Annotated in this window: 8 protein-coding genes; 4 read left to right on the top strand and 4 right to left on the bottom strand. The window is 47.1% G+C overall.

What is annotated here, in order from left to right; genetic code table 11:
• Nucleotides 1–116: 116 nt before the first annotated feature.
• Nucleotides 117–1,514 (top strand): Na+/H+ antiporter NhaC family protein, encoded by a 1,398-nt coding sequence (locus AC5JPO_RS02595; protein ID WP_493851780.1) that lies wholly within the window; start codon nt 117–119, stop codon nt 1,512–1,514.
• Nucleotides 1,515–1,590: 76 nt separating this feature from the next.
• On the opposite strand, the gene AC5JPO_RS02590 is transcribed toward AC5JPO_RS02595, so the two are convergent.
• Both AC5JPO_RS02590 and AC5JPO_RS02585 read right to left on the bottom strand, forming a co-directional pair.
• Complete coding sequence (locus AC5JPO_RS02590; protein WP_493851781.1) at nt 1,591–2,337, bottom strand: siderophore-interacting protein; 747 nt, start codon at nt 2,335–2,337, stop codon at nt 1,591–1,593.
• 205 nt (nt 2,338–2,542) lie between these two features.
• Nucleotides 2,543–4,792: a TonB-dependent siderophore receptor gene (locus tag AC5JPO_RS02585; protein WP_493853214.1), complete on the bottom strand. Its 2,250-nt coding sequence runs from the start codon at nt 4,790–4,792 to the stop codon at nt 2,543–2,545.
• 368 nt (nt 4,793–5,160) lie between these two features.
• Here AC5JPO_RS02585 and AC5JPO_RS02580 point away from each other — a divergent pair, with 368 nt between their 5' ends.
• Nucleotides 5,161–6,654 (top strand): PepSY-associated TM helix domain-containing protein, encoded by a 1,494-nt coding sequence (locus AC5JPO_RS02580; protein ID WP_493851783.1) that lies wholly within the window; start codon nt 5,161–5,163, stop codon nt 6,652–6,654.
• Nucleotides 6,655–6,755: 101 nt separating this feature from the next.
• Here AC5JPO_RS02580 and AC5JPO_RS02575 read toward each other — a convergent pair whose 3' ends face one another.
• Nucleotides 6,756–8,516, bottom strand: coding sequence for a multidrug ABC transporter permease/ATP-binding protein (locus AC5JPO_RS02575; protein ID WP_493853213.1), 1,761 nt, complete (start codon nt 8,514–8,516; stop codon nt 6,756–6,758).
• Between the two features lie 83 nt (nt 8,517–8,599).
• Nucleotides 8,600–10,885: a TonB-dependent receptor gene (locus AC5JPO_RS02570; protein ID WP_493853212.1), complete on the bottom strand. Its 2,286-nt coding sequence runs from the start codon at nt 10,883–10,885 to the stop codon at nt 8,600–8,602.
• 510 nt (nt 10,886–11,395) lie between these two features.
• Here AC5JPO_RS02570 and AC5JPO_RS02565 point away from each other — a divergent pair.
• Complete coding sequence (locus AC5JPO_RS02565) at nt 11,396–12,364, top strand: OmpA family protein (RefSeq protein WP_493853211.1); 969 nt, start codon at nt 11,396–11,398, stop codon at nt 12,362–12,364.
• Nucleotides 12,365–12,445: 81 nt separating this feature from the next.
• Nucleotides 12,446–23,725 carry a cadherin-like domain-containing protein gene (locus tag AC5JPO_RS02560; RefSeq protein ID WP_493853210.1) on the top strand — a complete coding sequence of 3,760 codons (11,280 nt, stop codon included), beginning with the start codon at nt 12,446–12,448 and terminating at the stop codon, nt 23,723–23,725.
• Nucleotides 23,726–23,754 lie beyond the last annotated feature (29 nt).

Genomic DNA, 23,754 nt, shown 5'->3' with positions numbered 1-23,754 from the left:
CGCATAAGCCATTCGGTTATTCGCTAGCAAACCCGTTTTTTAACGCTATAAAATTAACACTCCCAAATTCAAACCCACTCTAATGCCAGTATCTACTGGCATTTTAAGGATGTGTCATGCCACCAAAACCACTTACCGAGATCAGTGCCAAGCTCGCCTTTATCATCTCCGCCATCGTCATCGGTATCATGGGCATCACCATGATCGGCTTTGGCTGGGTACCACACCTGTCTCTTATCCTTGCCATCTGTGTGCTACTGGCTATCGGTATGACTAAAGGTCTCAGCTTTGACGACATGCAAGCGCAAATGGCCTCAGGGGTCATGCGCGGTATCGGTGCCATCTATCTGTTCTTCTTTATCGGTCTCATGGTGGCAGCGTTGATGATGTCAGGGGCTATTCCAACGCTCATGTATGTGGGCTTTGAGCTGATCTCACCTGAGTACTACTATATCTCTGCCTTTGTCTTAACCTCTATTATCGGTATTGCTCTAGGCAGTAGTTTGACGACTGCTGCAACGCTTGGTGTGGCATTTATCGGCATGAGTAATGCCTTTGATGCCAATGTGGCGATAGCGGCTGGGGCAGTGGTATCAGGGGCGTTCTTCGGTGATAAGATGTCGCCCTTATCTGATACTTGTACGATTGCGTCCTCAGTAGTCGGTATTGATCTGTTTGAGCACATTCGCAATATGATGTATACGACAGTCCCTGCATGGATACTGACAGTGATATTGTTTTGGATGTTTTCAGACCAGACGACCGGCGCTGATCTGAGTCAAGTGACTATATTACAAGGACAGCTGATAGACAGTGGTTTGGTACATGGGTATTCGGTACAGCCGTTTATCATACTAGTTGGATTGGCACTGTTTCGGGTCAATGCGATTTATACAATTATCTGTACGATTGCAGCAGCATTGATTATTACTTATATCCACAGTTCACCAAGCTTTGGTCAATTGGGTGGTTATTTGTTTGCAGGCTATGCGCCTGCTGAGTCATTAGAGCTGGGTGAGGTGGGCGGTATGCTGTCGCGTGGCGGTGTACAGAGTATGTTCTTTACACAGGCGATTGTGATATTGGCGCTGAGTTTAGGCGGTCTGTTAACGGCACTGGGTATTCTGCCAGCATTACTGTCTGGTATTAAGAATACACTGACGACATCAGGACGAGCGATCTTTGCAGCAGCGATGTCGGCACTCAGCATCAATGTGCTGATTGGTGAGCAGTATTTAAGTATTCTATTATCCGGTACAGCATTTCGTTCGACGTTTGAGCGCCTGCAATTGCATCCTAAGAATTTGTCGCGGACGATTGAGGATGCAGGGACGGTGATTAATCCACTGGTACCATGGAGTGTGTGCGGGGTGTTTATCAGTCAGGCATTAGGAGTGCCAGTATTAGAGTATCTACCGTATGCGTTCTTTTGTTATTTGTCACTGCTACTGACGCTGCTATTTGGTTTTACGGGGCTGACGATTAGTCGGGTGGAAGAGGGGGAAGGTGATTGAGGCATGATAGGTGAGGTTTAATAAAAAAAGGCGTGACTCATATGAGCTACGCCTTTTTTGAATTTAAAATCTGTATTTATTGCTCTGCCGTTTGGGCATCCTGACTTTTCACCACTTTATGCTGATCCTCTGTGCTGTCGACTTTCCAGTAGCTAGACACATATAAATGCGTCTTTGGTATGTCGCGCTCCATTTTAAAATACTGGCGCAGTGCGCGCATGCTATGGAACTCGCAAGCCGCCCAAGCTGCAGGCTGTCCCTTAAGCCAAGTCAATGATTTGACCGAGTCAAACAAAGGGCTGCTATCTGCATTTGGATGCGCGTTAATTACCCAATGAATCTCGACGTTATCTGGTTTTTTGAGTGCTTGCTTATCAGCTTCAGAGGTGATCTCAAGTACCGCATAGCCACGTGCATCAGCAGGCAATTGTGCCAGATTGACCGTGATTGCTGGTAGCGCCGTCATATCACCGACTAACAAAAACCAATCGGCGTCACTGTTGATGAGTTTTTTGGGTCCGGGTCCGCCTACTAGTACTTGATCACCAGCTTGAGTGTTGCGTGCCCACGTCGATGCAGGGCCTGCAGCCTCATGTAAGGCAAAATCAACGTCTATCTCATCATCGCGCTGAACGCTGACGGTGTAGGTACGTACCACTGGCTTTGCATCCTCGCCTTGAGGAAACATCAGTTTGATATAAGCGCTTTCTTGATCCACTGGAAAATCAGTCAGTCCTGTGCCACCAAGCGTGACACGGCACATGTTTGGGGTGAGGTATCTGCTACCAATAACATCAAGTAATCTAGGGGTTGGTTTTGCCATATATTATCTTCCTTCTTTTAGCGCGTGTAGCTTTTCGCGTATAACATTGGTGCTCAAACTATTATGTACGTTCGTTTGATAGTTTATAAGGCAAGAGCACTGCTTTGATACTCTATTATCTTAAAAATCTATATTATCTTAAAAACACATCGCTAGAATGGTCGACTGCCAAACACCATTCTAACGATAACTGAGCTCATAAGGTTTAAAAATTGGCTTTTAGACTGACGGACATTTGGCGTTCAGGTCCCATCCAGCAGTTCTCGGTATCGTAACAAGCGCCGACGTAAGTCTTGTCAAACAGATTATTGATACTAGCACCCAGCGCGAGCATAGGGTTAATCTGATAACTACCACCAATATCGACCAACGTCACGCTTGGGAGCTCGTCTGAGTTTTGCTTATCGATCTGCATGCCATCTTCATAGCGAACGCCAGCATTTAGAGTCAGTTTGTCTGTCGCATAGTAGTCTGCCCATAGCGTGGCTTTGTGCTTCGCCGTTTGGGCAGGAGTGTTGCCGACCACATCTGGATTGAACTCATCTTCGGTAATCTCAGCATCGGTATAGCTGTAGCTTGCAGCCACGTCTACCCAGTCATTAAGCATGCGACTGCCTGATATCTCAAACCCTTGTGATTCAATCTCACCCGTTTGAACTTTCTGTCGATAGTCAGCGGGATTGGTGACGACGACATTTTGCTGTATGATATCGAATACGGCTAACGTTCCTTTGGTCGCACGATCTGGAGACAAGTACTTCACCCCAGCTTCGAGCTGATCAGCAGTGCTAGGGTCAAAGGGTTCATTGGTAGTAAAGTTGCTACCAACCACAGGCTGGAACGACTCTGAATAGCTGACAAATGGGGAGAGTCCATTGTCAAAATCATAAATCGCAGCAAAACGGCCGCTGGTCTCTGATGCATCATTACCAAACGTCTCGTTATTATAAACTGCACCTTGAGAGGCGTCAGTTTGCTTAGTCGTACTCTCAAAGTTGTCGTGACGTAGTCCAGCGACAACGGTTAAATCTTGCCACTTCATTTCGTCTTGCACATAGAATCCAAGCTGGCTTTGTTCGATATCTTGTGTCTGACGATAGGTATCCAGCGGTAGCGTAGCCGTATTTATTTGTGAAAAGTCTGGATTAGACAAGTCAAGATTTGGCGTGCCATTTGCACCAGCATCATAGTAAATCGCGCTGCTGTCTGTCTCTTGATATTCAGCACCAAACAATAAGTTATGTGAGGTGTTGCCAGTATCAAATGTATAGGCCAGTTGATTGTCTGTGGTCCAGTTATTCATGTTCTCATCAGTGGTATAGGCGACGCGATTGAGAATCGTGTCACTACCTTCTACAAACCCTCTATTGTACATATTGCGCTGCTGCGCCTCAGCATCGGTATAGCGCGTGATGTGTTTAAAGGTCAACTGATCATTGATATCCCAGTTCACGGTGACACTTGGCATAAAGACTTCTTTGCTAAATTTATTCCATTCATCACCTGCATAGGCGTCACTGTTCAATTTGCCATAGCTTGCTTTGTAGACCGTACCGATAGCAGGTAATGGGGTAGAGGGCACCATCTCTGGATCATCTTGATAAAACAAATTAGCAAGTACAGAGACATCGTCGGTCGCTTGCCATTCAAGCGATGGGTTAATCAGCAATCGCTCTTCTTCAGTGGTTTGCATTTGACCGTCTTTTTGACGTTTTAGCGCCACTAGTCGGTAGTTCAGCGTGTCTGTGATGGGACCTGTGCTATCGACGGCGACTTCCTTTAGGTTTTGATTACCGAATCGCAGCTGTACTTCATTTTCTTGTGTGCTTTTGGGTGTCTTGGCTATTTGGTTGACCATACCTCCAGGTGCTGCGTAGCCATAAAGCGAGGATGCTGGTCCTTTGATAATTTCTACTGCCTCTGTCGCATAGACGTCGACTTGCGGCATAAGGTTCCAAGCGCCATCGTAGGGTAGTCTCAGTCCATCATAAAAATTAGAGTAAGTTTTGAACCCGCGGATGTTGTACTCATCAAATATCGATACTGTGCCACGGCTTTCAGTGCTCACGCCTGGCTCATAACGTAGAGCCGCATTAACGCTATCTGCTTGTCGTTTTTGTAATAAGTCTTGATCGATTCTGGTATAGCTCATTGGCGCATCGTCTGGGTCCAATGCAGTTTTGGTACCGGTACTGCGATAGCCATCTGAATAGACGGTAATAGCGTCTAAGGTAGTCGATGGCGCTATGTCATTGCCCACTTTATTAGTATCTAGAGAGTTTTCTACGCTTGTCTCAATTACGTTATTTTCAGTATTGTTAGCCGTATTGTTTTCGATACTGTTTGTGGGGTTCTCAGCATAGGCTGAATGGCTCAGACCCATTGCTAGTCCCAGTTGGACGGCTAAGGTTAAACGTTTTTGGCGAATGGATTTGGACGTTGAGACAGAACGCATCATGTTTCCTTGTAAGGTGTTATTGAGTACCAGAAATAGAAGAAAAGGAATAATAACATTAACGATAATCATTATCATTAAAATTTACAAATAAAAAGGTTGTAGAGGGATATTAAGCGAGATGGTGCTGTGTCTATAGTCTGTACATGACCAGTAGTTATCATCATCAACGCTAGTAGGTACCGTCTATCCGCTAAAAGGCGTAACTTATCGATAATTACTGCCACAAGTAATAGCGTTTATAGGGCTTTTCTCGTATGATGCAGGCGTCTATTTGGGCTTAAGTAAACCAGTAAGCATTGTTAAGGGCAACTACTGATAGAGCGCTCTTGTTTATCAGTGACTAAAAAGCGCTAAAGGCCATATTTATGAACGAACCTATGCCGAAACCCACGAACAACCAACGCTACTTTACGGTATGGCGTTGGCACTTTTATGCTGGGATATTCGCGGCGCCTTTTTTGATTGTTTTGGCCATCACTGCACTTGGTATGCTGTTCATGTCCAACACTGCAGGCCGTGATGATGATCGTCTCACCGTGGCTATACCAGAGTTGACCAGCCAAGCACCTGTTTCTATCCAAGCCAAAAACGCGCTGAGCACTTTGCCCAATAGCACACTGGTTAAGTATATCGCGCCTCGCGATACAGATACGGTCGCCTTGTTTCAGATAAAATCAGACGAACACAGCAACATGGTGGCGGTCAATCCCTATACGGCTGATATCGTCCAAAGTACACCGTCTAATAGCGGGCTATATAGCACCTTTAATGATATTCACAGTGATTTGTTGATTGGAAAAGTTGGTGATTACCTCCTAGAGACCGCGGCGTCCTTGACTATATTGATGATATTGTCTGGCTGGTACCTCTGGTGGCAAAAACGCAAGTCCGTCAAAGCGATGTTAATACCTAACGATACGGCAACCAGTAAGAAAAAACGGTCTTTTATGCGTACCATTCATGCCACGCTCGGCAGTTGGGTCTCTATATTACTGCTGTTTTTTTGTATTTCAGGAATGGCATGGGCAGGCGTATGGGGCGAGAGAGTCGTGCAAGCATGGAGCCAGTTCCCTGCGGGTAAGTGGGGTGTGGCACCAGTGCCAGTATCTATTGATCATAGCCAACATAGCACCATGCAGGAATCTGCAGCAGCACCACATGTACATGGTGCAGCCGCGTCTGACGTACCTACACATGGTAGCGCCTTAAACTCAGGAAGCACTAAAGAAGTGCCTTGGGTCCTTGAACTGACGCCGATGCCAGCATCAGGCACAACTATGGGTGAAAATGGTATCGCTACCAATATACCTATTATGATAGATACGGTAGATCGGTTCGCTCGTGAGATGGGGTTTGTAGGGCGCTATCAACTAAACCTACCACAAGGCAGTAGAGGCGTCTGGACCATTAGCCAAGATTCAATGAGCTATGATATGAAAAGTCCAACAGCAGACCGTACGGTACATATCGACCGCTATTCGGGCAATATCTTGGCGGATATACGCTTCGATGATTATAATGCTTTTGGTAAATTTATGGCGGCTGGTATTGCGCTGCATATGGGTACGCTTGGATGGTGGAGTGTACTTGCCAATGTGCTATTTTGCCTTGCAGTAATCGCTATCTGTGTCAGCGGTTATGTCATGTGGTGGCAACGTCGCCCGCGTCATGCTAGTCAGAGCAGTGGGTTAAACCCGCCAGCACGTGGGCAGCACTTTACAGTGTGGTGGCCGCTCGCCATTCCTTTATTAATAGTGGCTATCATATTCCCAACCGCTATTATTGCGATTGTGGTGATTGTGCTATTAGACTTTTTAGTGATTTCTCGTGTTGGGTTTTTGCACAGATTATTAAAATAAATGGTTCAAAAAATTATTCTTATTTAAAAAAGCGGGGCATCTTGTTAAGAGACGCCCCGCTTTTTTCTATTGTTTAAGTTGGCTCTGTACCGAGATGGTCTTTATGACAACATAGCAATGGCGTCCTTACTAGCGCGTTGTCTTTCTTCAGCATTGAGCTCAGTGAGGCGACCTTCTTTCATTAGCAGTAACCGATCAGCGTGCTCAAAGTAACCATCATCGTGGCTGATGATAAACAGCGTTTTACCCAATGCTTTTAGTTCAGGTATCAGTGTCTGGTAGAACACGCGGCGAAACGCAGGATCTTGGTCAGCCGCCCACTCATCGAGTAGTAAGATATCTTTTTGTTCAGCGACCGCGATGAGCATAGCCAAGCGTTTGCGTTGTCCTTGTGACAGCTTGTCTGTAGACAATTGATTGTCAGTCACACTGACTTTGTCTTGTAAGTTCAACTTATGCAGCCACGCACTTACTAGAGACTCATCAGGCTGCTGTCCTTGCTGACCAATCAGTTGCTTAAATAGATGCTGATCGCTAAAGATAGCAGAGTATAGCTGTCTATAGTCAGCATTGTTGTGCGGCTCAACGCGCAGTGTATCGATATACACTGCGCCCGTAGTAGGGGTAAAGATACCCGTAATAATCTTGGCAAGCGTAGATTTCCCGCTTCCGTTAGCCCCAATAAGGAACACCACGTCGCCTCGTTTGAGCGTCAGATTAACATCTTTTAAGATATTATTAGAGTGGGCGCCGTCTTTGGCTGTTAATGTCTGATCATCGATATGGCTATTATTATTGTCATTGAAAACGCTGCTACTCACAGTACCGTTACTGGAAACATGGTAGCGATAGTTTACATCAGTTAGCGAGATGGTCTGCCAATGCTGGCTAGTACCACTTGTTTGAAATGTAGGCTGGTGCTCAGCTAACGCTAGTGATTGTATTTTGTCTAGGGCAACTTGAGCTGTTTGTAGGGTTGGATAGGCACCGACAGCATGGAGCAGTGGTGACTGCATAAATAGGATGGTCAAAGAAAAGGTAGTGGCGATACCCATCGAGATACCCAGGTAATTGGCCACCGAAAATACCACACCAATCGCGGCAAACATCATAATATTAGACCAGTTCACAGCGGATAAATGATAAGTGTCAGACTTGATCACTCGTTCTTTATAAGCTGCCGCGTGTTCTAAAAAGTCATGCGTGTATAGTTGTTCGGCGCGGTGATGGTTGAGTGCCAGCTCTTTACGACCATCGATGATTGACTGATAGTCTTGATACAGCGCATCGTTAATCTCTCTAATGGCTCTTAGATGATGATACACATGCTTGACCAAAATAGTGCTGATCCAAATCGTCATTGCAATCCAAAACATCACGATCAGTAATAGTGGTAGCGAAAGCCAGCCCAGATAAAACCCAACACCAACAGCCAAAATAACGCCTTGTACCAACTCCGGCATACGCACGAAAGCGACGGTAATGGACTGAATATCTGCGGATAGACTGGCGAGGAGTCGTGCGCTACCCAGATGATCGATTTGAGGAACTGTGGTATCGATGATTTGCTTGACCAGTTTGGTTCTGAGCTCATAGACGAATTTGTGCCCCAAGCATGTCAGTGCATATTGCGATACAAAGGTGGTCATCAACAATAATAGTACCAGTAATACAAACTGCCCTAAACTTGCCCACGATAAGGTATTGAATACAGGCTGGCTGATAAAGGTGTGATTGATATAAGCAATAATACCGACACTAACAGCAGCATTGATTAAGTTGAGTAAGATGACTTTTAAAAAGGGCGAGCGATACTGTGCCCAAATCATATGATACAAAGAAGTGCTGGCACGAGAAGACATAATGACTCAGTAATAGTATAAATTTTTGATAGCAGAAAAGGGAGTAGGTCGCGCCTAGTCCCTTCTATGGAACTCAATGATGTCTAGAAATCGAACGTTGCGGATACTTTTAATGCAGTGGGTTCGCCAGCATTTAAGTAACCATAACCTGGCAGACCACCGACTGATTGCCAATAATCTTCATCCGTGACATTGGTGACCATGCCTTTGAGGGTGACATCTTGTCCGCCAAGCATCGTGCGATAGCGGGCCCCTAAATCTAAGGTCGTATAACCATCAACTTTCAGAGTATTGGCAGCATCTGCGTAACGTGCCCCTGTGTGGATAATATCGCCTGTTAACGTTAACCCTTCAACTGCGGCTAAATCATACTCTAGGTTGACATTGCTTTGAAGCGTAGGAATGCCGATGACTCTGTTGCCATCTAGCGCGTCATTGCCCGTGTCTCTTTGCTTAGCACTTAAGTAGCTGACACCAGCATTGAGACGCATGTTTTCACTTGGACTACCAAAGACCGTCAACTCAGCACCTTGGTGACGGTTTTCACCCGCTTCGACAAACGTACTGATGTCATTGATATAGGCACGCGGCTCATCAGTACTGAATAATGCTAGACTGCTGCCAATCATGCCATTGTCATATTTAACGCCTATCTCAGTCTGTTTGCTGACATAAGGGTCTAAGTTTTGCCCCGCATTAGTCAAGGCATTACCATCGCTATCATTCAATGGTGCTGTAGCCCCTTTGGCTAAGCTTTCAATATAGTTGCTATAAATAGACCAATCTAGCGTCGGCTGATAGACAATGCCTATGCTTGGGGACCATTTACTCTCATCATATGCAGACAGTTGAGATTGAGTGTTATAGTCATAGCTTGTCGTTTTTATATTCTGATGACGCACGCCTACCGTAGTCTTTAGCTTGTCATCAAAAAATGAGAGCGTGTCAGCGAGCGCAACGCTCTGTAGCTCGGTCTCAGACGTACGTTTGGGATTGTCCAGATCTCCACCAAAAATAGCAGCACTTGACCACGCGTTATTAGCATAATCGATAGGATCATAGAGGTTGGTCGCAAATTTATTGCTAAAGTCAAACCCATAAGCGCCTTTTACGTCTTGATCATAGTGATCTGCGGCTAATACCCAGTTATGATCAACTTGACCTGTTTGCCACTTACCCCGTAGTCCAAGCTGGGCACTTTGCACCAGATCTTCACGAGTATTATCGAAGCGATAAGTCGTGCCTGTGCCGTCGGCATCCGTGACGGTGAGGTTTGCTAAGGAGTTGGACTCGTCACTGCTTCGAATACCATAGGCACCGTAGCCTGTGATACTGTCATTAAAGTCATACTCACCTCTAATAGTACCAAAGATGTCTTCCTCGTTAGAGTAGGTCCAAGGCTGTGCCCAGTTTTTCGTACCTTTTGGCGCTTTTGGCACATCTGTGACACCATCTAACGTGACATTGGTACGCGTCTCATTGAGCTTATTATCTTGCCAACCAAGATCGGCAGATAAACGGTACTTGTCGGCTCTGTAATCCAAACCAAGCGCTGCTAGTCCTAAAGTTGAGGATTCATCATCGATAGCGCTATCACCATCTTGATAGGCGGCATTGAAGCGCACACCAATGGCGTCACCCGTACCAAAGCGATTACCGACATCTATTGCGACTTTACCTTGATCACCTTGACCATAGCCAACCGTTATCTCGCGCAGAGGCTCATTGTCAGCCCGTTTAGGTAACAGGTTGATAGTACCGCCCGCATTATTACCACTAGGTGCAGCACCATTTAACATCGCTGATGCTCCGCGTTGAACCTCAACGCGCTCGAACAGTTCAGTTGCGATGTATTGTCTTGGTAGAATACCGTATAGACCATTGAACATGGTGTCATCTGAGGTCGTCACAAAGCCGCGCATAAAGTACGCTTCTTGGAAATTGCCATAACCTCTAGCGACACGCACAGTTGGGTCTTTTTTGAGTAGGTCGCCCACGCTTTGAGCCTGCTGGTTGGTGATGTAGTCGTTGGTGTATGAGGTAGTGGAGAAAGGGGTATCCATAATGTCTTGGTTGCCCAAGAGTCCAACACGGCTACCAGTTGCAACTTGTCCACCTTCATAAGCGCTTGGCAATCCAGACGCTGACGCATCGGCGCTACTGGTGACGACGATGGTATCAAGCACCACACTTGGAGAGGCGGACTGAGGATCATTATCTGTCTGTGCCCATGCTGTATGACTGGCGCTTAATAGCAATATTAATGTAGACAGGTAAGATGAGTAACGCACGTTTGGTGGTTGTGGGTTGCGTGTTTTTTTTACAGTATTGATATGAGATAAAGCAGAGTATAGGCGAGACAATTGCATTGGGGGTTCCAATAAGGGTATTAAGCACTTATTGTAATGATAATCATTTTCATTATCAATATTATTTCAGTATTAATGCTGAATATATTTTTAGGTTATGGGGTAGAGGCTTTTATCGTTGGGGTTTGAGAAAGTCACTAACCATAAGCAGGCTATAGCTCATAGAAGTTTGGCGGTACATTGGATTCGAATAGTATCATTTTAGCTTTAGAATCTTAGTAGAGCGTTAATTGCCAGGTACCAGGCAATATGGATCGGTTTAGATATACAAGAATCGGTTTATAGTATTGAAAGTATCGCGCTAGACTTACCATAAGAATACATAATAGTCGGCTAGTTTCTTTTATTTATATCGTTTACGTCAGATAATAAGTATAAGTCGCGAGTATTTTGCAGTTTGCATATACTTATAGGTTTCAATAATATAAGCACATGGCACGATTTGTGCAGTAACTAAAGTTAAAATAAGCCTTAAATATATACCTAAAATTTATTAATCAGGAAATCATCATGGAAAAAGTACTAAAGAAAGCTATGGCTACTATTGTTTTACCTACTATTTTACTTGGTATTTCTGGCTGTGCTGTCACAGGTAACAGTGGTATTGATAATGAGGGTGACAGTCGTAGAGTGAATAATGTCATGTGGAATAATCAAGTCGACATGGATTTTCGTGATGTGCTAGCAAAAGAAGTCAATGCTAATGAAACGAGACTGGTGTTTATTCGTAAAAGTGATGATGACCTAGAACAAACCAGTGCCAATATTTCTGTCAATAACAGATATCAGGTGAGTTTGCATCCTGGCAATTACACGGCCGTTAACTCTTGCGTTGGTATTAATCAGTTAAGTGCTCATGCTACTGGTTTTAAAGACAATAATTTATTGGCAGATAAAAAAGACTATAAGCTTGATGGTGGGCAAACATACTTTTTCTATGTTGACATGGATAATTCTGGCAAAAGTACACTGGAACAAATAACGAGTGATAGTGCATTACCATTATTAGAAACCAAGCGTTATCAAACTCATCAGATTAGCCGAGTTGTACCTAACTGCGCAGTACCGGTAGCCGTTATAGCGCCGATACCTGAGGCTTTACCCGTAGTACCAGTATTGGCTGAAAAAGTAACCATTGAACTTGAAGTGCTGTTTGAAACAGATAAATCTGTTGTACAGCCCGAATACTACTCCAAGATATCTGAAGTCGCAGAATTCATGGCTCAATACCCAAACACTATGGTTACTATCGAGGGACATACCGATAGCCGGGCAAGTGAGCGCTACAATCAATCACTTTCACAACGCCGCGTAGATGCTGTTAAAGAAGTGTTGATCACTCAGTTTGGTATCGATCCTGAACGTTTAAACGCTATCGGTTATGGCGAACTCCAGCCTCGAGCTACTAACGATACAGCTGCTGGGCGCCAGCTCAACCGCCGTGTTGTTGCTGTTGTCGAAGAGCGCATGAATAATTGATACAAATAGATTTATATTACAAATAGGCCGCAGCATAAAAACATTTCAAGCGGCAACACAGCATTTAAAGAAGGGTAGCCAATGAATACTATCATCGTAAAAACTAATAATACTACTGAGACTGTAAGCCAAGTAGAAGTCGTCACTAAAGATGGCATACCGACAGTCATTCAAGCCTCAGAAAGAGTGAATTACGAGTTTCACGACAATGCCATAAATCGTGCTCCTAACCACATTATTACTAAACGTATTAAGAATGACCTCCATGTCTCATTTGAAAAAGAGGGTGAAGAGAGCGATCTTATTATTGAAGGTTTTTACGACAGTGCAGATAGTGCGCTACTAGGTATTGCTGAAGATGGTGAGTATTACTACTATATTCCAGATACTGGTGAAACCTACGATTATGTTACTCAACTAGAAGTAGGTGACGTAGAAGGGCAAGCATTGGGCGGGGAAGTCTATGCAGCTGTTATACCGTGGTGGATACCTGCTGCAGCTGGTTTGGGCATAGCTGGATTGTTAGCAAGTACGAGTAGTAACAGTAGAGAGCGCACATTCATTGAAGATAATACGCCGCCATTGGTAGAAGATGAAGTTGTAACGGGTAGCGTGGGTCAATCGGTCACTATCACTCTGTTAAGTAGTGCCACCGACCTTGAGGGCGACATTGACCCAACCAGCGTCAAACTGATCGATCCAAATACTGGACTTGAAGTTACCAGTCTAACTGTACCGGGTGAAGGCACGTGGAGTGTTAACCCAGAAACAGGAGCAGTCACTTTTACCCCAGAGGCGGGCTTTACCGCGGACCCAACCCCAGTGGCATATATAGTGTCTGACTTGACTGGCAACAAATCCAATCAAGCCACTATAACCGTCGACTACCCACCAACGGCGCCAAACGTTGAAGATGAGATTCAAACAGGCAGTGTTGGTCAGCCAGTCGTCATCAATGTGCTAGATAACGCCACCGACCTTGAGGGCGACATCGACCCAACTAGTGTCAAACTAATCAATCCAAGTACTGGATTTGAAGTCACCAGTCTAACCGTACCGGGTGAAGGCACGTGGAACGTGAATCCAGACACAGGAGCCGTCACTTTTACCCCAGAGGCGGGCTTTACCGCGGACCCAACCCCAGTGGCATATATAGTGTCTGACTTGACTGGCAACAAATCCAATCAAGCCACTATAACCGTCGACTATCCACCAACGGCGCCAAGAGCAGCAGATGATAACCAAACAGGTATCACTGGAGCACCAGTTACCGTTGCTGTATTAGGTAATGACGAAGACTTTGACAATGATATCGATCCAACAACCGTCAAGCTGATTGATCCAGACAATGGTGATGAAGTAACAACGTTGACGGTCACAGGCGAAGGGGAATGGGTCGTTGATCCTACCTCAGGCGCTGTGACCTTTACACCAGAAGACGGTTATACAGGTGATCCAACACCTGTAGACTACATCGTAGTGGACAGCACTAACTTAAAGTCTGACCCAGCTACCATCACCATCGACTACCCACAAACCGCCCCAGTGGCACAGAATGATGCAGACACTGGTGACTCTGGTGAGACTGTCGTGGTAGACGTGGTGGCCAACGACACCGATGCTGAAGAAGATCTTGACCCAACCACCGTCATCATCACCCAATCACCAGCCGGTGGCACCATTGCCGCTGATGGCAAATCGGTCGTGGTAGATGGCGAAGGCAGCTGGAATGTGGATGCAGACACTGGGGCAATCAGCTTTACCCCAGAAGATGGCTTTACCGCAGATCCAACCCCAATCAGCTACAGCGTTGAAGACATCAACGGTTTGGTATCGAACGAAGCCACGGTCACCATCGACTACCCACAAACCGCCCCAGTGGCACAGAATGACGTAGGCGTCGGTCCTTTGAATGCCCCTGTGACTGTCGACATCTTGAATAACGATAGCGATGCTGAGGGTGACCTTGACCCAACGACCGTCAAGCTAATTGACCCAGACAATGGTGATGAAGTAACAACGTTGACGGTCACAGGCGAAGGGGAATGGGTCGTTGATCCTACCTCTGGCGCTGTGACCTTTACACCAGAAGTTGGTTTTACTAATGACCCTACGCCTGTAGATTATGTGGTCTCTGATATCACTGGTCAAACGTCTAATCCAGCGACAATCGTTGTCGACTATCCACCAACGGCGCCAAGAGCAGCAGATGATAACCAAACAGGTATCACTGGAGCACCAGTTACCGTTGCTGTATTAGGTAATGACGAAGACTTTGACAATGATATCGATCCAACAACCGTCAAGCTGATTGATCCAGACAATGGTGATGAAGTAACAACGTTGACGGTCACAGGCGAAGGGGAATGGGTCGTTGATCCTACCTCAGGCGCTGTGACCTTTACACCAGAAGACGGTTATACAGGTGATCCAACACCTGTAGACTACATCGTAGTGGACAGCACTAACTTAAAGTCTGACCCAGCTACCATCACCATCGACTACCCACAAACCGCCCCAGTGGCAATTCCAGAAGTAGAGCGTATTAATGAGGATGTCACCTTAATAGATAACGTATTGACCAATGACACTGACGCGGAAGGTAGTCTATTGACCGTTGAATCAGCAACCATAGACATTAATGGTAGTGGTACACAGACGGTTCTAGAGCTAGGTGTTGTAACAGTTATTACGGATGTCAACGGTGACCCAGTTGGTAACTTGACTTTAAACACTGATGGCAGTTATACCTTCAATCCTGCGCCTGATTTCAATGGCAGCGTACCGACGGTCAACTACACGGTTACTGACCCTGATGGTTTAACAGATAGTACCACCTTAGATATCACCGTCACACCAGTAAACGATGACCCAGTAGCGGTAGATGACGCATACACTGTTGCCGAAGATGGCAGCGTGGAGTTGACGCCGCTTACTACTGGCACCGCAGACAGCGACTTAGATGGCGACACGCTCAGTATCAGCAGCATCAACGGTACTGAACTGACGCCAGGTACCGCACAAAGCATTGCTGTGAACAATGGGGTGGTGAACATCGACGCGCAAGGGGTGATTACCTTTGTGCCTGCTGCCAACTTTAATGGTGTTACCAGCTTTGACTACACCATCACTGATGGCAATGGTGGTACAGACACGGCCACCGAGACCATCACGGTTAACGCAGTAAACGATGACCCAGTAGCGGTAGATGACGCATACACTGTTGCCGAAGATGGCAGCGTGGAGTTGACGCCGCTTACTACTGGCACCGCAGACAGCGACTTAGATGGCGACACGCTCAGTATCAGCAGCATCAATGGTACTGAACTGACGCCAGGTACCGCACAAAGCATTGCTGTGAACAATGGGGTGGTGAACATCGACGCGCAAGGGGTGATTACCTTTGTGCCTGCTGCCAACTTTAATGGTGTTACCAGCTTTGACTACACCATCACTGATGGCAATGGTGGTACAGACACGGCCACCGAGACCATCACGGTTAACGCAGTAAACGATGACCCAGTAGCGGTAGATGACGCATACACTGTTGCCGAAGATGGCAGCGTGGAGTTGACGCCGCTTACTACTGGCACCGCAGACAGCGACTTAGATGGCGACACGCTCAGTATCAGCAGCATCAACGGTACTGAACTGACGCCAGGTACCGCACAAAGCATTGCTGTGAACAATGGGGTGGTGAACATCGACGCGCAAGGGGTGATTACCTTTGTGCCTGCTGCCAACTTTAATGGTGTTACCAGCTTTGACTACACCATCACTGATGGCAATGGTGGTACAGACACGGCCACCGAGACCATCACGGTTAACGCAGTAAACGATGACCCAGTAGCGGTAGATGACGCATACACTGTTGCCGAAGATGGCAGCGTGGAGTTGACGCCGCTTACTACTGGCACCGCAGACAGCGACTTAGATGGCGACACGCTCAGTATCAGCAGCATCAACGGTACTGAACTGACGCCAGGTACCGCACAAAGCATTGCTGTGAACAATGGGGTGGTGAACATCGACGCGCAAGGTGTGATTACCTTTGTGCCTGCTGCCAACTTTAATGGTGTTACCAGCTTTGACTACACCATCACTGATGGCAATGGTGGTACAGACACGGCCACCGAGACCATCACGGTTAACGCAGTAAACGATGACCCAGTAGCGGTAGATGACGCATACACTGTTGCCGAAGATGGCAGCGTGGAGTTGACGCCGCTTACTACTGGCACCGCAGACAGCGACTTAGATGGCGACACGCTCAGTATCAGCAGCATCAACGGTACTGAACTGACGCCAGGTACCGCACAAAGCATTGCTGTGAACAATGGGGTGGTGAACATCGACGCGCAAGGGGTGATTACCTTTGTGCCTGCTGCCAACTTTAATGGTGTTACCAGCTTTGACTACACCATCACTGATGGCAATGGTGGTACAGACACGGCCACCGAGACCATCACGGTTAACGCAGTAAACGATGACCCAGTAGCGGTAGATGACGCATACACTGTTGCCGAAGATGGCAGCGTGGAGTTGACGCCGCTTACTACTGGCACCGCAGACAGCGACTTAGATGGCGACACGCTCAGTATCAGCAGCATCAATGGTACTGAACTGACGCCAGGTACCGCACAAAGCATTGCTGTGAACAATGGGGTGGTGAACATCGACGCGCAAGGGGTGATTACCTTTGTGCCTGCTGCCAACTTTAATGGTGTTACCAGCTTTGACTACACCATCACTGATGGCAATGGTGGTACAGACACGGCCACCGAGACCATCACGGTTAACGCAGTAAACGATGACCCAGTAGCGGTAGATGACGCATACACTGTTGCCGAAGATGGCAGCGTGGAGTTGACGCCGCTTACTACTGGCACCGCAGACAGCGACTTAGATGGCGACACGCTCAGTATCAGCAGCATCAACGGTACTGAACTGACGCCAGGTACCGCACAAAGCATTGCTGTGAACAATGGGGTGGTGAACATCGACGCGCAAGGTGTGATTACCTTTGTGCCTGCTGCCAACTTTAATGGTGTTACCAGCTTTGACTACACCATCACTGATGGCAATGGTGGTACAGACACGGCCACCGAGACCATCACGGTTAACGCAGTAAACGATGACCCAGTAGCGGTAGATGACGCATACACTGTTGCCGAAGATGGCAGCGTGGAGTTGACGCCGCTTACTACTGGCACCGCAGACAGCGACTTAGATGGCGACACGCTCAGTATCAGCAGCATCAATGGTACTGAACTGACGCCAGGTACCGCACAAAGCATTGCTGTGAACAATGGGGTGGTGAACATCGACGCGCAAGGGGTGATTACCTTTGTGCCTGCTGCCAACTTTAATGGTGTTACCAGCTTTGACTACACCATCACTGATGGCAATGGTGGTACAGACACGGCCACCGAGACCATCACGGTTAACGCAGTAAACGATGACCCAGTAGCGGTAGATGACGCATACACTGTTGCCGAAGATGGCAGCGTGGAGTTGACGCCGCTTACTACTGGCACCGCAGACAGCGACTTAGATGGCGACACGCTCAGTATCAGCAGCATCAATGGTACTGAACTGACGCCAGGTACCGCACAAAGCATTGCTGTGAACAATGGGGTGGTGAACATCGACGCGCAAGGGGTGATTACCTTTGTGCCTGCTGCCAACTTTAATGGTGTTACCAGCTTTGACTACACCATCACTGATGGCAATGGTGGTACAGACACGGCCACCGAGACCATCACGGTTAACGCAGTAAACGATGACCCAGTAGCGGTAGATGACGCATACACTGTTGCCGAAGATGGCAGCGTGGAGTTGACGCCGCTTACTACTGGCACCGCAGACAGCGACTTAGATGGCGACACGCTCAGTATCAGCAGCATCAACGGTACTGAACTGACGCCAGGTACCGCACAAAGCATTGCTGTGAACAATGGGGTGGTGAACATCGACGCGCAAGGGGTGATTACCTTTGTGCCTGCTGCCAACTTTAATGGTGTTACCAGCTTTGACTACACCATCACTGATGGCAATGGTGGTACAGACACGGCCACCGAGACCATCACGGTTAACGCAGTAAACGATGACCCAGTAGCGGTAGATGACGCATACACTGTTGCCGAAGATGGCAGCGTGGAGTTGACGCCGCTTACTACTGGCACCGCAGACAGCGACTTAGATGGCGACACGCTCAGTATCAGCAGCATCAACGGTACTGAACTGACGCCAGGTACCGCACAAAGCATTGCTGTGAACAATGGGGTGGTGAACATCGACGCGCAAGGGGTGATTACCTTTGTGCCTGCTGCCAACTTTAATGGTGTTACCAGCTTTGACTACACCATCACTGATGGCAATGGTGGTACAGACACGGCCACCGAGACCATCACGGTTAACGCAGTAAACGATGACCCAGTAGCGGTAGATGACGCATACACTGTTGCCGAAGATGGCAGCGTGGAGTTGACGCCGCTTACTACTGGCACCGCAGACAGCGACTTAGATGGCGACACGCTCAGTATCAGCAGCATCAACGGTACTGAACTGACGCCAGGTACCGCACAAAGCATTGCTGTGAACAATGGGGTGGTGAACATCGACGCGCAAGGGGTGATTACCTTTGTGCCTGCTGCCAACTTTAATGGTGTTACCAGCTTTGACTACACCATCACTGATGGCAATGGTGGTACAGACACGGCCACCGAGACCATCACGGTTAACGCAGTAAACGATGACCCAGTAGCGGTAGATGACGCATACACTGTTGCCGAAGATGGCAGCGTGGAGTTGACGCCGCTTACTACTGGCACCGCAGACAGCGACTTAGATGGCGACACGCTCAGTATCAGCAGCATCAACGGTACTGAACTGACGCCAGGTACCGCACAAAGCATTGCTGTGAACAATGGGGTGGTGAACATCGACGCGCAAGGTGTGATTACCTTTGTGCCTGCTGCCAACTTTAATGGTGTTACCAGCTTTGACTACACCATCACTGATGGCAATGGTGGTACAGACACGGCCACCGAGACCATCACGGTTAACGCAGTAAACGATGACCCAGTAGCGGTAGATGACGCATACACTGTTGCCGAAGATGGCAGCGTGGAGTTGACGCCGCTTACTACTGGCACCGCAGACAGCGACTTAGATGGCGACACGCTCAGTATCAGCAGCATCAACGGTACTGAACTGACGCCAGGTACCGCACAAAGCATTGCTGTGAACAATGGGGTGGTGAACATCGACGCGCAAGGGGTGATTACCTTTGTGCCTGCTGCCAACTTTAATGGTGTTACCAGCTTTGACTACACCATCACTGATGGCAATGGTGGTACAGACACGGCCACCGAGACCATCACGGTTAACGCAGTAAACGATGACCCAGTAGCGGTAGATGACGCATACACTGTTGCCGAAGATGGCAGCGTGGAGTTGACGCCGCTTACTACTGGCACCGCAGACAGCGACTTAGATGGCGACACGCTCAGTATCAGCAGCATCAATGGTACTGAACTGACGCCAGGTACCGCACAAAGCATTGCTGTGAACAATGGGGTGGTGAACATCGACGCGCAAGGGGTGATTACCTTTGTGCCTGCTGCCAACTTTAATGGTGTTACCAGCTTTGACTACACCATCACTGATGGCAATGGTGGTACAGACACGGCCACCGAGACCATCACGGTTAACGCAGTAAACGATGACCCAGTAGCGGTAGATGACGCATACACTGTTGCCGAAGATGGCAGCGTGGAGTTGACGCCGCTTACTACTGGCACCGCAGACAGCGACTTAGATGGCGACACGCTCAGTATCAGCAGCATCAACGGTACTGAACTGACGCCAGGTACCGCACAAAGCATTGCTGTGAACAATGGGGTGGTGAACATCGACGCGCAAGGTGTGATTACCTTTGTGCCTGCTGCCAACTTTAATGGTGTTACCAGCTTTGACTACACCATCACTGATGGCAATGGTGGTACAGACACGGCCACCGAGACCATCACGGTTAACGCAGTAAACGATGACCCAGTAGCGGTAGATGACGCATACACTGTTGCCGAAGATGGCAGCGTGGAGTTGACGCCGCTTACTACTGGCACCGCAGACAGCGACTTAGATGGCGACACGCTCAGTATCAGCAGCATCAATGGTACTGAACTGACGCCAGGTACCGCACAAAGCATTGCTGTGAACAATGGGGTGGTGAACATCGACGCGCAAGGGGTGATTACCTTTGTGCCTGCTGCCAACTTTAATGGTGTTACCAGCTTTGACTACACCATCACTGATGGCAATGGTGGTACAGACACGGCCACCGAGACCATCACGGTTAACGCAGTAAACGATGACCCAGTAGCGGTAGATGACGCATACACTGTTGCCGAAGATGGCAGCGTGGAGTTGACGCCGCTTACTACTGGCACCGCAGACAGCGACTTAGATGGCGACACGCTCAGTATCAGCAGCATCAATGGTACTGAACTGACGCCAGGTACCGCACAAAGCATTGCTGTGAACAATGGGGTGGTGAACATCGACGCGCAAGGGGTGATTACCTTTGTGCCTGCTGCCAACTTTAATGGTGTTACCAGCTTTGACTACACCATCACTGATGGCAATGGTGGTACAGACACGGCCACCGAGACCATCACGGTTAACGCAGTAAACGATGACCCAGTAGCGGTAGATGACGCATACACTGTTGCCGAAGATGGCAGCGTGGAGTTGACGCCGCTTACTACTGGCACCGCAGACAGCGACTTAGATGGCGACACGCTCAGTATCAGCAGCATCAATGGTACTGAACTGACGCCAGGTACCGCACAAAGCATTGCTGTGAACAATGGGGTGGTGAACATCGACGCGCAAGGGGTGATTACCTTTGTGCCTGCTGCCAACTTTAATGGTGTTACCAGCTTTGACTACACCATCACTGATGGCAATGGTGGTACAGACACGGCCACCGAGACCATCACGGTTAACGCAGTAAACGATGACCCAGTAGCGGTAGATGACGCATACACTGTTGCCGAAGATGGCAGCGTGGAGTTGACGCCGCTTACTACTGGCACCGCAGACAGCGACTTAGATGGCGACACGCTCAGTATCAGCAGCATCAACGGTACTGAACTGACGCCAGGTACCGCACAAAGCATTGCTGTGAACAATGGGGTGGTGAACATCGACGCGCAAGGGGTGATTACCTTTGTGCCTGCTGCCAACTTTAATGGTGTTACCAGCTTTGACTACACCATCACTGATGGCAATGGTGGTACAGACACGGCCACCGAGACCATCACGGTTAACGCAGTAAACGATGCACCTGTGGCTGTGACAACTTCAACCCGAGTCTCTGAAGAAGGTCTTGTTTCTAGAGGAGGTATCGTCGATACAATAGGAAATGTCGACACTACGAATAACGCGACCTCAACAGGTGAGATTACATTTACTGATGTTGATAATGTGTCTATCTCTAACTTTAGCATTGAGTTGACAGGACCAAGTGGTATCACTGTTCAGGGCAATGCGGTTACATGGACATGGAATGATGCTACAGATACTTTAACCGGTCAGGCAGTATTGGTTGCAGGTGAGCCGGCAATTGATGTGATGACGATAGAAGTCAATAATATCACAGCTAATGGTTCTAATTTTGTTGCATCTTATGATGTAACGCTATTGCACGCTATTGATCATCCAACAAATAATATTGAGGACGAGCTTGATGTGACATTCGGCGCAGTTGTCAATGATGGTAGTAATGATTCATTAACTGCTGATCTGGTAGTTACAGTAGAAGACGATCGCCCTTTGTTGGCTGAAGGACCTATCGATTTTAGTTTGAATACTGTGAGCTCAAATTTAGCTATTACTTTAGATTTGTCAGGTAGTATGAACACACTAGTAAACCCCAACCAAACTCGCTTAGATATAGCCAAAGCTGCAGCTATCAACTTAATTGATGGTTATGCTGAGTTTGGTGATACGATGGTACAGATAACTCTATTTGCAACCAGTGCTATAACTCAAAACGCATGGTTAACTGTTGATGCCGCAAAAACATACGTTAATAGTCTTACGGGTACTACAGGTGTTACAAATTACGACGCAGCACTCAATACTAGCATACAAGGCTTTAGTAGACCCGGTAAGATCGTAGGAGCTCAAAATTACTCTTACTTTTTGACAGATGGTAATCCGAGTGCTGCACAGGGTACTATAGATTCATTGTCAGGTGCCTTTAATCAAAATGTACCTGATCTTGGTATCGGACAAAATGAAGAAGCTATCTGGACAAATTTCCTAACCGCCAATAGTATTAAGTCTTATGCCTATGCATTTGGACCAGAGGCAGAAGTATCGCTTAGCAGCATATTACCAATCGCTTATGATGGACAGCAAGGAGTAGATGATAATGGCCTTGCAAACATAGTTAGGAATGTAAATGAGTTGAATAACGTCTTACTGGACTCATTGAGTGATCGCCAACCTGAGGTGAGCAGAGATTTGGTTAGAGGAAATCTCTTATCAGACACTGTATCTGAGTATGGGTATGGAGCAGACGGCGGTAATGTATTAGATATTACTATAGATGGTACCACTTATGTCTATAGTTCTACTGATAGTAGTATGACTGTACAAGGTGATAACCGTTCTACTTATGATCAAGCAACCACGACAGTAACTATTAATACGCTTACTGGAGGCGTTGTATCATTGAATTTTGAAACGGGTATTTTTGAGTATCAAGCTAGGGCTACAGATACTGGTTACCAAGAAAATATTGCTTTCTCAGTAAAAGACAACGACGGCGATATTGTGTCCGCTACACAGGTATTAAATATTACTCGTAATGCTGATAATGATTATCTAGTAGGAACTAATCAAGCTGAAACGCTGAGCGGTGGTATAGGCGATGATACTTTAATCGGTTTGAGCGGTGCAGATACTTTGTTAGGTGGTGATGGTAACGATATTTTAATATTTGATGCAGATGATGTGTTAATTGATGGTGGTCAAGGTATCGATACTTTAATTATTAATGACATAAATACTGTATCAGGTGCTAATTTAAGTAATGTGACTAATATTGAAAGTATCAATATGACCAATGACACCGCTCAAATCCTGAGCCTGGGATTGAGTGATGTGGTTAGTATCACTGATAACAACAATGAGCTATTCATCAAAGGCGATAGTACAGACACTGTTAATATATCGGGCATGACTAAATCAGCTACATCTGATCAAGTTGGTTATGACTTATATCAAGATGGTGCTAATTCTGCCAAGCTATATGTACAAACTGCGATTGATGACAATGTGATTTAAGAGTCATTAGCCACTAGCAAATAACAAAG

This window comes from Psychrobacter sp. H25 (genome assembly GCF_059076335.1).
The sequence above is the reverse complement of the archived record's forward strand: the minus strand, read 5'-3'. Positions and strand labels throughout refer to the sequence as shown.

Coding starts and splice junctions, on each gene's coding strand:
- AC5JPO_RS02595 (WP_493851780.1), top strand. CDS start 117: ATGCCACCAAAACCACTTACCGAGATCAGTGCCAAGCTCGCCTTTATC.
- AC5JPO_RS02590 (WP_493851781.1), bottom strand. CDS start 2,337: ATGGCAAAACCAACCCCTAGATTACTTGATGTTATTGGTAGCAGATAC.
- AC5JPO_RS02585 (WP_493853214.1), bottom strand. CDS start 4,792: ATGCGTTCTGTCTCAACGTCCAAATCCATTCGCCAAAAACGTTTAACC.
- AC5JPO_RS02580 (WP_493851783.1), top strand. CDS start 5,161: ATGAACGAACCTATGCCGAAACCCACGAACAACCAACGCTACTTTACG.
- AC5JPO_RS02575 (WP_493853213.1), bottom strand. CDS start 8,516: ATGTCTTCTCGTGCCAGCACTTCTTTGTATCATATGATTTGGGCACAG.
- AC5JPO_RS02570 (WP_493853212.1), bottom strand. CDS start 10,885: ATGCAATTGTCTCGCCTATACTCTGCTTTATCTCATATCAATACTGTA.
- AC5JPO_RS02565 (WP_493853211.1), top strand. CDS start 11,396: ATGGAAAAAGTACTAAAGAAAGCTATGGCTACTATTGTTTTACCTACT.
- AC5JPO_RS02560 (WP_493853210.1), top strand. CDS start 12,446: ATGAATACTATCATCGTAAAAACTAATAATACTACTGAGACTGTAAGC.